We start from the raw sequence: 13,150 nt of genomic DNA on the forward strand, positions 1-13,150 counted from the left end.
CACCATGACTGCCCAAGAACTCCAGGCCCTGATCGAGGCCGGCCTGCCCTGCCAGCACATCACGCTGGAGGGCGATGGCCGCCACTGGTTCGCCACCATCGTCTCGGCCGAGTTCGACGGCAAGCGTCTCATCCAGCGCCATCAGCGGGTCTACGCCACCCTCGGTGAGAAAATGCATACCGACGAAGTGCATGCGCTGTCGATGAAGACCTACACGCCTGCCGAGTGGGCCAAGCATAGCGCCTGACCCGTTGACCGAACGGCGAGGCCGCCGTTCCAAGGAATCCTGATGGACAAACTCCTCATTCGCGGCGGGCGTCAGCTCGGCGGCGACGTCACCATTTCCGGCGCCAAGAACGCGGCGCTGCCCCAGCTGTGCGCGGCGTTGCTGACCACTGACCCGGTGGTCGTGCACAACGTGCCGCGCCTGCAGGACGTCTCCACCATGCTCAAGCTGGTGCGTCACATGGGCGTGACCGCCGAGCGTGACGACAACGGCACGGTGCGCCTCAATGCCGCCGACCTGACGCAGCCCGAGGCGCCCTACGAGCTGGTCAAGACCATGCGGGCCTCCGTGCTGGCGCTGGGCCCGCTGGTGGCGCGCTTCGGCCATGCCAAGGTGTCGCTGCCGGGTGGCTGCGGCATCGGCTCGCGGCCGGTGGACCAGCACATCAAGGGCCTGCGGGCCATGGGCGCCGAGATCGATGTCGAGCACGGCTACATGATGGCCCGGCTGCAGCCCGGCCTCACGCGGCTGCGTGGCGCGCGCATCACCACCGACATGGTCACCGTGACCGGCACCGAGAACCTGCTGATGGCCGCCACGCTGGCCGAAGGCGAGACGGTGTTGGAGAACGCGGCCCAGGAGCCGGAGATTCCCGACCTGGCCGAGATGCTCATCAGGATGGGCGCCAGGATCGAAGGTCACGGTACCAGCCGCATCCGCATCCAGGGCGTGGAGCGCCTGCACGGCTGCGAGCACGCGACGGTCGCCGACCGCATCGAGGCCGGCACTTTCCTGTGCGCCGTGGCGGCCACTGGCGGCGACGTGCTGCTGCGCGGCGCCCGCGCCGATCACCTGGATGCCGTGGTCGAGAAGCTGCGCGATGCCGGTGCGCAGATCACCGAGGAGGCGGGCGGACTGCGCATCCGTTCTCAGGGTCGCCTCAAGGGCCAGAGTTTCCGCACGACCGAGTACCCCGGCTTTCCGACCGACATGCAGGCGCAGTTCATGGCGCTGAACGTCATCTCGGAAGGCGCGTCGACGGTGACCGAGACCATCTTCGAGAACCGGATGATGCACGTCAACGAGCTGCTGCGGCTCGGCGCGCGCATCCAGACCGATGGCCGCACGGCCGTCATTGAAGGCGTGCCCCGCCTGTCGGGCGCCTCGGTGATGGCCACCGATCTGCGCGCCTCGGCCTGCCTGGTCATCGCCGGCCTGGTGGCCGAGGGCGAGACGCTGGTGGACCGCATCTACCACCTGGACCGCGGCTACGACCGCATCGAACGCAAGCTCGGCAGCCTGGGCGCCGACATCGAACGCATTTCCACCGGAGCCGCCGCGTGATCACGCTCGCCTTGTCCAAGGGACGCATCTTCGAAGAGACCCTGCCGTTGCTGGCCGCCGCCGGCATCGAGGTGACCGAGGACCCCGAGAAGTCGCGCAAGCTGATCCTGCCCACGACCCGCCCCGATGTTCGCGTGGTGCTGGTGCGCGCATCGGACGTGCCGACCTACGTGCAGTACGGCGGCGCCGACCTGGGCGTGACCGGCCTGGACGTGCTGCTGGAGCATGGCAGCGAAGGCCTGTACCAGCCGCTGGACCTGCGCATCGCCCGGTGCCGCCTGAGCGTGGCCGTGCGCGCCGACTACGACTATGCCCACGCGGTGCGCCAGGGCGCGCGCTTGGCCGTGGCCACCAAGTACGTGGGCCTGGCCCGCGAGTTCTTCGCCCGCAAGGGCGTGCACGTGGACCTGATCAAGCTCTACGGCAGCATGGAACTGGCGCCGCTCACCGGCCTGGCCGATGCCATCGTCGACCTGGTCTCCACCGGCAACACCCTGCGCGCCAACCACTTGGTGGAGGTCGAGCGCATCATGGACATCAGTGCCCGCCTGGTCGTCAACCAGGCCGCGCTCAAGCTCAAGCGCGAGCCCATCCGCCGCATCATCGACGCTTTCGCGTCGGCCCTTCCGCAGAACTGACCGATTCTTCTCCCACCCCGCCGCTGCCATGACCCTGCAAGCCACTCCATTGCGTCTCGCCACCTCCGCGCCCGATTTCGAGGCCGCGTTCAAGGCGCGTCTGCATTGGGCGGCGGACACCGATGCAGCCATCGAGCAGCGCGTGGCGGACATCCTGGCCGACGTGCAGCAGCGCGGCGACGCGGCAGTGCTGGACTACACCCGCCGCTTCGATGGCCTCGAAGCGGATTCGCTGGCGGCGCTGGCTCTGGATCCGGCCGAGCTGAAGGCCGCCTTCGACGCGCTGCCGGATGCCCAGCGCAACGCCCTCGAAGCCGCCGCCCGCCGTGTGCGCAGCTACCACGAGGCCCAGAAGAAGGCCAGCGGCGAAAGCTGGAGCTACCGCGACGAGGACGGCACGCTGCTGGGCCAGAAGGTCACGCCGCTCGACCGCGTGGGCATCTATGTGCCGGGCGGCAAGGCGGCCTATCCGTCGAGCGTGCTGATGAACGCGATTCCGGCCCAGGTCGCCGGCGTCGGCGAAATCGTGATGGTGGTGCCCACCCCGCGCGGCGAGAAAAACCCGCTGGTGCTCGCTGCCGCCCATGTGGCTGGCGTCACACGCGCCTTCACCATCGGCGGCGCACAGGCCGTGGCCGCGCTGGCCTACGGCACGGCGACGGTGCCGGCCGTGGACAAGATCACCGGCCCGGGCAATGCCTACGTGGCGGCCGCCAAGCGCCGCGTGTTCGGCACCGTGGGCATCGACATGATCGCGGGCCCCAGCGAAATCCTGGTGCTGGCCGACGGCAGCACGCCGCCCGACTGGGTGGCCATGGACCTGTTCAGCCAGGCCGAGCACGACGAGCTTGCCCAGAGCATCCTGCTGTGCCCCGACGCGGCCTACATCGACGCCGTGCAGCGCGAGATCGACCGCCTGCTGCCCACCATGCCGCGGCGCGAGATCATCGCGGCCAGCCTCAACGGCCGCGGCGCGCTGATCCACACGCGCGACATGGAAGAGGCCTGCGCCATCAGCAATCGCATCGCGCCCGAGCACCTGGAGGTTTCCAGCCTCGAGCCGCAGCGCTGGGAGCCGCTGCTGAAGCACGCCGGTGCGATCTTCCTGGGTGCCTTCACCAGCGAAAGCCTGGGCGACTACTGCGCGGGGCCCAACCATGTGCTGCCCACCTCGGGCACGGCGCGCTTCTCCTCGCCGCTGGGCGTGTACGACTTCCAGAAGCGCAGCAGCCTGATCGAGGTGAGCGAGGCCGGCGCGCGCGCGCTCGGTCCCATTGCCGCCGAGCTGGCCTATGGCGAGGGCCTGCAGGCGCATGCCCGCGCGGCCGAACTGCGGCTGGAAGGGCGGCCGTGAACGCCGCGCGCCAGGCGCTGCTGGCGCTGGCGCTGCTGGGCGTCGCCGCAGCGGCCCCCGCCATGAGCCTGCGCGAGTTCCGCACGCTGGAGGCCGCCGGCAAGGAAGGTCCCAACTACGCCAGCTATTACCTGGTCGGCGTGGTCGAGGGCCTGCGCGAATCGGCCGAGGCGACGCAGCGCAGTGGCCAGAAGCCGCCCTTCTGCGTGGCGGGCCGCCGGCTGGAGCCCTCGATGGCGCGATCCCTGTTCCAGGGCGAGCTGGCGCGCAATGCCCAGCTCTACGAGGCCGACATGCCGGTGCAACTGGTGCTGTCGGCGGCGCTGCAGAGCGCCTATCGCTGCGCGCCCTGAGCGACGAAAGGCGCCCCACCCATGACCATGCCCCCGATGTCCGACCTGACCCGCCGCGCCCTCGAACGCATCCGCCCCGACGTGCGCGACATGCATGCCTACGTCGTCCAGCCCGCCGAGGGCCTGCTCAAGCTCGACGCGATGGAGAACCCCTACGGCCTGCCGCCCGAGTTGCAGGCCGAGCTGGGTGCCCGCCTGGGCGCGCTGGCCGTCAACCGCTATCCCGGTGACGAGGCCCAGCGGCTCAAGACGGCGATCGCGGCCCACGTGGACCTGCCGGCGGGCCAGTCGCTGGTGCTGGGCAACGGCTCGGACGAGCTGATCTCGCTGCTGGCCATCGCGTGCGACCGGCCGGGCGCCACCATCCTGGCGCCGCTGCCCGGCTTCGTGATGTATGCGCTGAGCGCGCAGCTCCAGGGGCTGCGCTTCGTCGGCGTGCCGCTGGATGCCGATTTCCAGCTCGACGAGGCCGCCATGGTGGCCGCCATCGCCGAGCACAAGCCGGCGCTGTTGTACCTGGCCTACCCCAACAACCCGACCGCCAACCTGTTCGACGCCGCCGTCATGCGCCGGCTGATCGCTGCCCAGGGCGAGCAGGGCGGCCTGGTCGTGATCGACGAGGCCTACCAGCCCTTCGCCGCCCACAGCTGGCTGGACGAGATCCGTCGCGACCCTGCCGCCCACGGCCATGTCGTGCTGATGCGCACCCTCAGCAAGTTCGGGCTGGCCGGTGTGCGCCTGGGCTACCTGCTGGCACCCGAAGCGCTGGCGGCCGAGATCGACAAGGTGCGCCCGCCCTACAACATCAGCGTGCTCAATGCCGAATGCGCGCTGTTCGCGCTCGCGCATGCCGAGGTGTTCGAGGCGCAGGCCGAAGCCATCCGCGGCGAGCGCACGCGCCTGGTGGAGGCACTCCAGGCGCTCCCCGGTGTGAAGGTGTGGCCCAGCGAGGCGAACATGGTCCTGCTGCGCGTGCCCGATGCCGATGCTGCCTTTGCCGGCATGAAGGCGCGTGGGGTCCTCATCAAGAACGTTTCTAGAATGCACCCGCTGCTGGCGAACTGCCTGCGCCTGACGGTCGGCACCCCCGACGACAACGCGCGCATGCTGGCGGCCCTCCAAGCCTCCCTATGAACACCCCCACGGCTCCCGACGCCATCGTTGCCGCCGCCGGCGGCGCCACGCCCCCGGCGCGCATCGCCGAGGTCGCCCGCAACACCGCCGAGACGAAGATCCGCGTGCGCGTCGACCTCGACGGCAGCGGCAAGGCCCAGTTGGCCACCGGCATCGGCTTCTTCGACCACATGCTCGACCAGATCGCCCGCCACGGCCTGATCGACCTGGACGTGCATTGCGAGGGCGACCTGCACATCGACGGCCATCACACGGTCGAAGACGTCGGCATCACCCTGGGCCAGGCCGTCGCCCGTGCCGTGGGCGACAAGAAGGGCATCCGCCGCTACGGCCATGCCTATGTGCCGCTCGACGAGGCGCTGTCGCGCGTGGTGGTCGACTTCTCCGGCCGCCCGGGCCTGCACATGGATGTGCGCTTCACGAGCGGCATGATCGGCGGCTTCGACACCCAGCTGACCTTCGAGTTCTTCCAGGGCTTCGTCAACCACGCGGGCGTGACGCTGCACATCGACAACCTCAAGGGCGTCAATGCGCACCACCAGTGCGAGACGATCTTCAAGGCCTTCGCCCGCGCCGTGCGCGCCGCGCTCGAACTCGACCCGCGCTCGGCGGGCGTGATTCCCTCCACCAAGGGCTCCCTGTAAACCTCCCGGCGCACCGCCGCCCGACCGGTCCTTTCCGACCCGAATGACTCCGATGAAGAACAGCGTCGCCGTGGTGGACTACGGCATGGGCAACCTCTGGTCCGTGTCCCAGGCCGTGCGCCATGCGGCAGACGCCGCGGGCGTGGAGGTGCACGTGACGGCCGACCCCGAGGTCGTGCGCGCGGCCACCCGCGTGGTTCTGCCCGGCCAGGGCGCCATGCCCGACTGCATGCGCGAGCTGCGCGAGTCCGGCCTGCTGGCCTCGGTGCTCGAAGCGGCCGCGAGCAAGCCGCTGTTCGGTGTGTGCGTCGGCATGCAGATGTTGCTGGGCCGCAGCGAGGAAGGCCCCAGCGAGGGCCTGGACCTGATCCCCGGTGAGGTGTTGCGCTTCCAGCTGGCGGGTCGCCTGCAACCCGACGGCAGCCACTTCAAGGTGCCGCAGATGGGCTGGAACCAGGTCTCGCAGGCGCGGCCGCATGCCATGTGGCAGGGGATTCCCGAGGGTGCGTGGTTCTATTTCGTCCACAGCTTCTATGCCCGGCCGCAGGACGCGGCGCACAGCGTGGGCGAGGCCGACTACGGTGGCCGCTTTACCGCGGCGGTGGCCCGCGATAACATTTTTGCGACCCAATTTCACCCGGAGAAGAGTGCCGACCACGGTTTGCAGCTCTACCGGAACTTCCTCCACTGGACTCCCTGAATCGGCCAAGCCGATCACCGCGGTTGCGGTGGGCGCCCGCGTGCCCCGCAGCAGCCTGAGACGGCCGGTTCGGAATCAGTTCGTTTCACCTTTCTCCTCCTTCGTTCCCGGCACTTTTCAGCGCCTCATCATGCTCCTCATTCCCGCCATCGATCTCAAGGACGGCCATTGCGTTCGGCTCAAGCAGGGCGACATGGACCAATCGACCGTCTTCAGCGAAGACCCCGCGGCCATGGCGCGCAAGTGGGTGGAAGCCGGCGCGCGCCGCCTGCACTTGGTGGACCTGAACGGTGCCTTTGCCGGCAAGCCGCAGAACCACGCGGCCATCAAGGCCATCCTGCGCGAGGTGGGCGACGACATTCCGGTGCAACTGGGCGGCGGCATCCGCGACCTGGACACCATCGAGCGCTACATCGACGACGGCCTGCGCTACGTGATCATCGGCACGGCGGCGGTGAAGAATCCCGGCTTCCTCAAGGATGCCTGCGTGGCCTTCGGCGGCCACATCATCGTGGGCCTGGACGCCAAGGACGGCAAGGTGGCCACCGATGGCTGGAGCAAGCTCACCGGCCACGAGGTGGTGGACCTGGGCAAGAAGTTCGAGGATTACGGCGTCGAGTCGATCATCTACACCGACATCGGCCGCGACGGCATGCTGTCGGGCATCAACATCGACGCCACCGTGAAGCTCGCGCAGGCGCTGACCATCCCGGTGATCGCATCGGGCGGCCTGTCCAACATCGCCGACATCGAGCAGCTGTGCGCGGTGGAAGGCGAGGGCGTGGAAGGCGTGATCTGCGGTCGCGCCATCTACTCGGGCGACCTGGACTTCGCCAAGGCACAGGCCCGGGCCGACGAACTGGCCGATGCGGCCTGACGCCGCGCTCCGCCTTCCTGCCTTCACCGGCCGCTTGAGGACTTTCGGATGAGCCTGCGCGAGATCACCGTCCAAGGCCAGCCGGCCGTCGAACTGTCGGCCACCACGGGCGACCAGGTCACGGTGGCGTTGCATGGCGGCCATGTGTTGTCCTGGCGCAGCGCGGACGGCACGGAGCGGCTCTACCTCAGCCCCAAGGCGGTGTTCGATGGTCGCGCGGCCATCCGCGGTGGCGTCCCGGTCTGCTTTCCCCAGTTCAACCAGCGCGGCCCGCTCGTCAAGCACGGCTTTGCGCGCAACCTGCCCTGGCAGGTGGTCCCCGACGCGGCTGCCGACACCGTCAGTCTGGGCCTGACGGCCAGCGACGAAACCCTGGCGGTCTGGCCGGAGCTCTTTCAGCTTCGCCTGAACGTGCACGTGCCCAAGGCGAACGTGCTGCGCATCGACCTGCAGGTGCGCAACACGGGCACGACGCCCTGGCCCTTCACTGCGGCGCTGCACAGCTACCTGCAGGTGGACGACCTGGCGGACGTGCAACTCCAGGGGCTGCAGGGCGCCGCTCGCTGGGACGCGGTGCGCGACGAGCGTTCGACCGAAGGCCGCGAGGTACTGCGCTTCGGCGAGGAGTTCGACAGCGTCTATGCCGCGCCCGCCCATCCTCTGGTGCTTCGCGCGGGGTCTGGCGAACTGCGCATCACCGCCGCGCCCACCTGCCCGGAGACGGTGGTGTGGAATCCCGGCCCCGCGCTGTGCGCGCGCCTGGCCGACATGCCGGCCGATGGTTGGCGCCACATGCTCTGCGTCGAGGCTGCGGCCATCGACACCCCCGTCGAACTGGCGCCGGGCAGCGAAGTGCACCTGTGGCAGCAACTCGATGCCAGGCCTTCCTCCTCCTCCTCCTCGACTTCCTGATCCTGCCATGCTTGCCAAACGCATCATTCCCTGCCTCGACGTCACCGGGGGGCGGGTGGTCAAGGGCGTCAACTTCCTGGAACTGCGCGACGCGGGCGATCCGGTGGAGATCGCTGCCCGCTACAACGCCCAGGGCGCGGACGAACTGACCTTCCTGGACATCACGGCCACCAGCGACGACCGCGACCTGATCCTGCCGATCATCGAGGCCGTGGCCTCGCAGGTCTTCATCCCGCTCACCGTGGGCGGCGGCGTGCGCACGGTGGAAGACGTACGCCGGTTGCTCAATGCCGGCGCCGACAAGACCAGCTTCAACTCCGCCGCGATCGCCAATCCGCAGGTGATCGAGGACGCCTCGTCCAAGTACGGCGCCCAGTGCATCGTGGTGGCCATCGACGCCAAGCGGCGCACGCCCGAGGAAGCGGCGACGCGGGGCGAAGGCTGGGACGTCTACAGCCACGGGGGCCGCAAGAACACCGGCCTGGATGCCGTCCAGTGGGCCAGCGAGATGGCACGCCGCGGCGCCGGCGAGATCCTGCTGACCAGCATGGACCGCGACGGCACCCGAAGTGGCTTCGATCTTGCACTCACCCGTGCCGTGAGCGATGCGGTGAGCGTGCCGGTGATCGCCTCGGGCGGCGTCGGCTCGCTGGCCGATTTGGCCGACGGCGTGCAGCAGGGCGGTGCAGACGCCGTGCTGGCCGCCAGCATCTTCCATTACGGCCAGCACACGGTGGGCGAAGCCAAGGCCCACATGGCTAAACGCGGCATAGTGGTGCGTACCTGACAGACTTATACGGAGCCGCATCCAAAGCCGAATATCATCAACATAGCGTTGACCTTTTTTGGCCACCGCTGCGCGCAGGGCCGTTGCTGCAGCAGTGCGTGATCCACGATCTGACAGGTATTTGATTTGAAACTCCCAGTGAATTTGCCGGCGTGGACGGCGTTGGCGACTGCAGCGCTTCTACAGGGTTGCACCGTGGTTCCCGGCATGGGACCTGTCGGTCCTTATTCGGATCAGGCCGAATTACCACCTAAGTTTCAATATGTGCCAGATGAGGCACCCGAAGGGCGCATCACTCCCATCACTCAGGCGCTGGTGCGCACATTGCAGGAAGTTGCGCCACGTGGTGTTCCGCCTGAAGTGCAGGCCCTGTTCGGCAAACCGGAGCCCTATTCCATCGGGCCCGGCGACGTGGTCGGCGTCATCGTGTACGACCACCCCGAGTTGCTGCCCAACGCGGGCGCCGTGATTTCGCAACAGACCGATCCGACGGGCGTCAGCGTGGCGCCCGGCTTCATCGTCGGGGGCAATGGCGAGATCTATTTCCCCTACGTGGGTCGCGTCAAGATCGAAGGCCTGACAGAGGCCGAGGCTTCCGACCTGATCGCACGCCGCCTGGAGCGCAACATCCAGAGCCCGCAGGTTTCGGTGCGTATCCAGGCCTTCCGCAGTCGCCGCGCCTACGTCGAGGGCCAGGTGCGTGCGCCGGGCTCGCAGATCTTCACCGACCTGCCCATGACGATGGCCGAGGCCATCAATCGCGCCGGGGGCATCACCGATGCGGGCGATCGCTCCTCGATCACGCTCACGCGCGGGGGGCGATCGGTGCGCATCGACCTGACGTCGCTGCGCGAGGCGGGTCACGATCTCAACGACATTCCTCTGCGCAACAGCGACACCATCACCGTCGGCACGCGCGAAGACACCAAGATCTACGTGATGGGCGAGGTGCTGCGGCCCACCGCGCTCGCGTTGCGTGGCTCGGGTCGTCTGACCCTCAACGAGGCGCTGGGCGAAGCGGGCGGTCCTTCACTGGACACTTCCAACCCTGGACAGATCTATGTGATCCGTAAGGGAGCGACGGGCTCGCCGGCGATCTTCCAGCTCGACGCCAAGAACCCCGCGGCCTTTGCCCTGGCCACGCAGTTCCCGTTGCGTCCCCAGGACGTGGTGTACATCGATCCGGTGCCGCTCGTTCGCTGGAACCGCGTCATCAGCCTGATCCTGCCGTCCGCCTCCGCCGTGAACGTGGGAACGGAAACCATCGACCGCGCTCGAGGCTGGTAAGGGCGGTAGGGCCTGCCTGGCCGGCCGTGATCGCGAAAAAAATGGCCGCCCTTGGGGCGGCCATTTTTTTGCCGTGCATTGCTCGCCGGGCCGCAGCCTCCCGTCGAAGAGAGGCCACGGTCCGAAGAACTCAGCGCTTGTACTTGTACTCGGTGTAGCGGTAGCCGCCGTAGCGGTAGCCATAGCTGCCATAGTGGCGGCGCGTCATGTCCATGGCGTTGAACACCACGCCCGTCGGCGTGACGTTGCCTTGGCGCAGGCGCTTGACGCTTTCGACGAGCTCGCCCATTTGCGTCTGGTCGGCACGTGCCACCAGCAGCACCACGGCCGAATGCGCTCCGGCAGCAGCGGCATCGGCCGCCACCAGCACCGGCGGCGCATCCATCACCACCAGATCGTATTGAGCCGACAGCGTGTCCAGCAGGCGGGCAAAGGTGTCGGACATCAGCATGTCCGCAGGATTGGGCGGATAGCGGCCGCTGGTGAGGACGTCCAGGTTGGGCACCACCTGGCGATGGATCGCCTTCTCCAGGGTGACCTCGCCCACCAGCAGTTCGGACAGGCCGCCCTCGCGCGCGAGCCCGAACTGCTTGTTGATGTAGCCCTTGCGCATGTCGGCGTCGAGCAGCAGCACCCGCTTGCCCGCCGCCGCCATGATGGCCGCGAAGTTGGCGGAGACGAAGCTCTTGCCGATGCCGGGCGTCGGACCGGTGATCAACACGCGGTTGTTGGCGCCTTCGAGCATGGCGAACTGCAGCGCGATACGCAGGCTGCGCACGCTTTCCACCGTCGTGCTCTCGGGGTTGGTGACGGTCAGCACATGTACGCCCTTCTGGCCGGACTCCATGCGCACTTCCAGTACTCCTTGCTCCTGCGTGTACGGGATGACCGACATCACGCTCATGCCGGTGTGGCTCTCGATCTCCTGCGGGTTGCGGATACCGCTGAAGAACATGCTGCGCACGAAGGCGACCGCGACGCCGGCAAGCAGGCCCAGAACGCCGGCGAGCGCAACCACCAGGGCCTTTTGCGGCTTGACAGGAAGGCGCGGAGAGATGGCAGAGTCCAGCAGGCGCACGTTGCCGGTCTTGCCTTCCTTCACCAGGCGCAGCTGAAGCGAGTTGGTCAGCAGTGATTGGTACAGCTCACTGTTGACGCGCACGTCGCGCTCGTAGCGGAAGGCCTCCTGCTGGATCGTCGGCATGCGCGAGACGCGGCTGTTGATCGCGTCGATGTTGCGCTGGATGAGGCCGATCTGCTGGTCGATGGTCTGGACGCGCGGGTGGTTCGGGGTGAACAGGGCGATGAATTCACGGCGCTTCTGCTGCGCATCGAGCAGCTTGGTCTGCAGGTCGACGATCTGCGACAGCGCGGCCTTGGCTTCCTCGTCGAAGGCCACCGTGGAGTTCTGGTTGCGGAAGCGCGTGTAGGCATCTTCCGAACGCTCCAATTGACGCTTGAACTCGGGCAGTTGTTCGTCGAGGAAGCTCAGCGTGCGCTCGGCCTCGGCCGCCTTGCGCTCGCGGTTCTGGTCGACATACTTGGTGCCCAGGGCATTGAGGATGGCTGTCAGCCGGGTGCGGTTGCTGTCTTCCAGCTCGACGCTGATCACATTGGACTGGCGGCCCTGTTCGCTGGCCTGGATGTTCCGCTGCAGGTCCTCGATGGTGCGCAGCCGCGAGTAGCGGCTCACATTGAATTGCGCGCCGGGCAGCGCGTCCAGGCGGTCGATCCTGAGCACGATGGCGCCGCCGGCACCGGGCACGTCGTGCGTGATTTCCTGGCCCACCCGGCCCTCGAAGGGCGCATCGAGCAGGGGATGCTCCACTTCGAAGCGCCCTTCGCCCATCGCGGTCACGACGAACGGCGCCTGGTCTTCGAGGCCGCCGGGAACGTCGAAGCGGCTCACCTCGATCTTCTCAGTGCCATAGACGCGACCGGCAAGTCCTGGCAACGTCATGGGAGTAGACAGGCTGCTGGCCCGCCGGGAGAGCCATTCACCCACCAGGGGCACGTAGGCGGGCTTGGCGTCGATGTAGAAGCGCGCCGCGTCGACCGCGCCGCCCACCACCAGTCGGGAGCGAAGCACCTGGATTTCGCCCGTGGCGGGTGTCTTGACTTCGAACAGGCTCGAAACGTCGCCCAGGACGCTCTTGGCGTCCGGCGCCGCATCCTCGACCTGGATCAGCAGGTTCGAGCGATAGATCGGCGTGGCCAGCAGCGCGTAGGCGGCGCCGACGATCAGTGCCAGTGCCGTGATGCCGGCCACCAGCCATTTGTTGTCGACCAGGATGTCGAAATACTCGGCCAGGTGGATTTCGTCATCGTCGTTCTCCAGGGACGCAGCGGGAGCGGGTGGTGTTTGCATGGGGCTTGCCGGAATGGCGGAGGACTTCAGGAGAGTTTGCGGATGCGTTCGGTCCACGTCTGGACGCCGGCATCGATCAGCTGCAGTGCGTTCTCGAAGGCTTCGCGGCCGAGCTTGTACGGGTCGGGCACATTCAGCCGGGCGGCGTCGCCGAGCCGGTAGACCTTGCCGCGCACGAAGGGATAGCTCTGTTCGACGAAGCGCTTCTGCGCATCGTCCATGGTCAGGATCAGGTCGGTCTCCTGGCACATGGCCAGGCTCACCTGACGCGCGCGGTGCGCGCCGATGTCGATGCCACGTTCGCTCATGAGGGCGAGCGCCGTGGGATCGGCACCGTGGCCGATGAGCGCGCCGATGCCGGCGGAACTCACGGCGAGGCCGGGAAGCTGCTGTGCGAACAGGGCCTCGGCCATGGGGCTGCGGCAGATGTTCCCGACGCAGAGGACGAGGAGGGACTTCATGGACGAACGCAAAGAGAAAGGGCGCAGCGCGCACGGGGCGCGGCTGCAGCGGGCACTGCGAGAAT

14 protein-coding genes are annotated in these 13,150 nt (G+C 67.9%); 12 read left to right on the forward strand and 2 right to left on the reverse strand.

Annotation, left to right across the window (positions count from 1 at the left end; all coding sequences use genetic code 11):
- Window positions 1-4: 4 nt before the first annotated feature.
- From ACT54X_RS12220 to ACT54X_RS12275, 12 genes are all read left to right on the forward strand, one after another.
- On the forward strand, window positions 5-247 hold the full coding sequence (locus ACT54X_RS12220) for a BolA family protein (protein WP_294370544.1): 243 nt from the start codon (window positions 5-7) through the stop codon (window positions 245-247).
- A 42-nt stretch (window positions 248-289) separates the two neighbouring features.
- Window positions 290-1,570 carry a UDP-N-acetylglucosamine 1-carboxyvinyltransferase gene (murA, locus tag ACT54X_RS12225; protein WP_294370542.1) on the forward strand — a complete coding sequence of 427 codons (1,281 nt, stop codon included), beginning with the start codon at window positions 290-292 and terminating at the stop codon, window positions 1,568-1,570.
- A complete protein-coding gene (hisG, locus tag ACT54X_RS12230) occupies window positions 1,567-2,208 on the forward strand; it encodes an ATP phosphoribosyltransferase (RefSeq protein ID WP_017759882.1) in 642 nt (213 codons plus the stop codon). Before murA ends, hisG begins: the two co-directional genes overlap by 4 nt.
- Window positions 2,209-2,236: 28 nt before the next feature.
- Window positions 2,237-3,562, forward strand: a complete 1,326-nt coding sequence (gene hisD / locus ACT54X_RS12235) for a histidinol dehydrogenase (protein ID WP_294370538.1) — start codon at window positions 2,237-2,239, stop codon at window positions 3,560-3,562.
- Window positions 3,559-3,915, forward strand: coding sequence for a hypothetical protein (locus ACT54X_RS12240; RefSeq protein WP_294370537.1), 357 nt, complete (start codon window positions 3,559-3,561; stop codon window positions 3,913-3,915). The genes hisD and ACT54X_RS12240 overlap by 4 nt, the downstream gene beginning before the upstream one ends.
- A gap of 21 nt (window positions 3,916-3,936) precedes the next feature.
- Window positions 3,937-5,049, forward strand: coding sequence for a histidinol-phosphate transaminase (gene hisC, locus ACT54X_RS12245; protein ID WP_294370535.1), 1,113 nt, complete (start codon window positions 3,937-3,939; stop codon window positions 5,047-5,049).
- The gene (hisB, locus tag ACT54X_RS12250) at window positions 5,046-5,693 is read left to right on the forward strand and encodes an imidazoleglycerol-phosphate dehydratase HisB (RefSeq protein ID WP_294370533.1); all 648 of its coding nucleotides are present in this window, start codon (window positions 5,046-5,048) and stop codon (window positions 5,691-5,693) included. The genes hisC and hisB overlap by 4 nt, the downstream gene beginning before the upstream one ends.
- A 43-nt stretch (window positions 5,694-5,736) precedes the next feature.
- Window positions 5,737-6,393, forward strand: a complete 657-nt coding sequence (gene hisH / locus ACT54X_RS12255) for an imidazole glycerol phosphate synthase subunit HisH (RefSeq protein WP_476346724.1) — start codon at window positions 5,737-5,739, stop codon at window positions 6,391-6,393.
- 130 nt (window positions 6,394-6,523) lie between these two features.
- Window positions 6,524-7,270, forward strand: a complete 747-nt coding sequence (hisA, locus tag ACT54X_RS12260) for a 1-(5-phosphoribosyl)-5-[(5-phosphoribosylamino)methylideneamino]imidazole-4-carboxamide isomerase (protein ID WP_294370529.1) — start codon at window positions 6,524-6,526, stop codon at window positions 7,268-7,270.
- 48 nt (window positions 7,271-7,318) lie between these two features.
- Window positions 7,319-8,182 (forward strand): D-hexose-6-phosphate mutarotase, encoded by an 864-nt coding sequence (locus ACT54X_RS12265; RefSeq protein WP_294370527.1) that lies wholly within the window; start codon window positions 7,319-7,321, stop codon window positions 8,180-8,182.
- A gap of 7 nt (window positions 8,183-8,189) precedes the next feature.
- The gene (hisF, locus tag ACT54X_RS12270) at window positions 8,190-8,969 is read left to right on the forward strand and encodes an imidazole glycerol phosphate synthase subunit HisF (RefSeq protein ID WP_114802299.1); all 780 of its coding nucleotides are present in this window, start codon (window positions 8,190-8,192) and stop codon (window positions 8,967-8,969) included.
- 195 nt (window positions 8,970-9,164) lie between these two features.
- Window positions 9,165-10,256, forward strand: coding sequence for a polysaccharide biosynthesis/export family protein (locus ACT54X_RS12275; RefSeq protein ID WP_476346727.1), 1,092 nt, complete (start codon window positions 9,165-9,167; stop codon window positions 10,254-10,256).
- A gap of 130 nt (window positions 10,257-10,386) precedes the next feature.
- Here ACT54X_RS12275 and ACT54X_RS12280 read toward each other — a convergent pair whose 3' ends face one another.
- Window positions 10,387-12,624 carry a polysaccharide biosynthesis tyrosine autokinase gene (locus ACT54X_RS12280; protein ID WP_294370525.1) on the reverse strand — a complete coding sequence of 746 codons (2,238 nt, stop codon included), beginning with the start codon at window positions 12,622-12,624 and terminating at the stop codon, window positions 10,387-10,389.
- A gap of 26 nt (window positions 12,625-12,650) precedes the next feature.
- Window positions 12,651-13,085: a low molecular weight protein-tyrosine-phosphatase gene (locus tag ACT54X_RS12285; protein ID WP_294370523.1), complete on the reverse strand. Its 435-nt coding sequence runs from the start codon at window positions 13,083-13,085 to the stop codon at window positions 12,651-12,653.
- Between the last annotated feature and the right edge of the window lie 65 nt (window positions 13,086-13,150).

Source organism: Pseudacidovorax sp. DMC4, assembly GCF_056314265.1.

Excerpts from the sequence above, each read along its gene's own strand:
- ACT54X_RS12285 (WP_294370523.1), bottom strand. The coding sequence starts at position 13,085 with ATGAAGTCCCTCCTCGTCCTCTGCGTCGGGAACATCTGCCGCAGCCCC.
- hisF (WP_114802299.1), top strand. The coding sequence starts at position 8,190 with ATGCTTGCCAAACGCATCATTCCCTGCCTCGACGTCACCGGGGGGCGG.
- hisB (WP_294370533.1), top strand. The coding sequence starts at position 5,046 with ATGAACACCCCCACGGCTCCCGACGCCATCGTTGCCGCCGCCGGCGGC.
- hisC (WP_294370535.1), top strand. The coding sequence starts at position 3,937 with ATGACCATGCCCCCGATGTCCGACCTGACCCGCCGCGCCCTCGAACGC.
- hisA (WP_294370529.1), top strand. The coding sequence starts at position 6,524 with ATGCTCCTCATTCCCGCCATCGATCTCAAGGACGGCCATTGCGTTCGG.
- hisD (WP_294370538.1), top strand. The coding sequence starts at position 2,237 with ATGACCCTGCAAGCCACTCCATTGCGTCTCGCCACCTCCGCGCCCGAT.
- murA (WP_294370542.1), top strand. The coding sequence starts at position 290 with ATGGACAAACTCCTCATTCGCGGCGGGCGTCAGCTCGGCGGCGACGTC.
- ACT54X_RS12220 (WP_294370544.1), top strand. The coding sequence starts at position 5 with ATGACTGCCCAAGAACTCCAGGCCCTGATCGAGGCCGGCCTGCCCTGC.
- ACT54X_RS12265 (WP_294370527.1), top strand. The coding sequence starts at position 7,319 with ATGAGCCTGCGCGAGATCACCGTCCAAGGCCAGCCGGCCGTCGAACTG.
- ACT54X_RS12280 (WP_294370525.1), bottom strand. The coding sequence starts at position 12,624 with ATGCAAACACCACCCGCTCCCGCTGCGTCCCTGGAGAACGACGATGAC.
- hisH (WP_476346724.1), top strand. The coding sequence starts at position 5,737 with ATGACTCCGATGAAGAACAGCGTCGCCGTGGTGGACTACGGCATGGGC.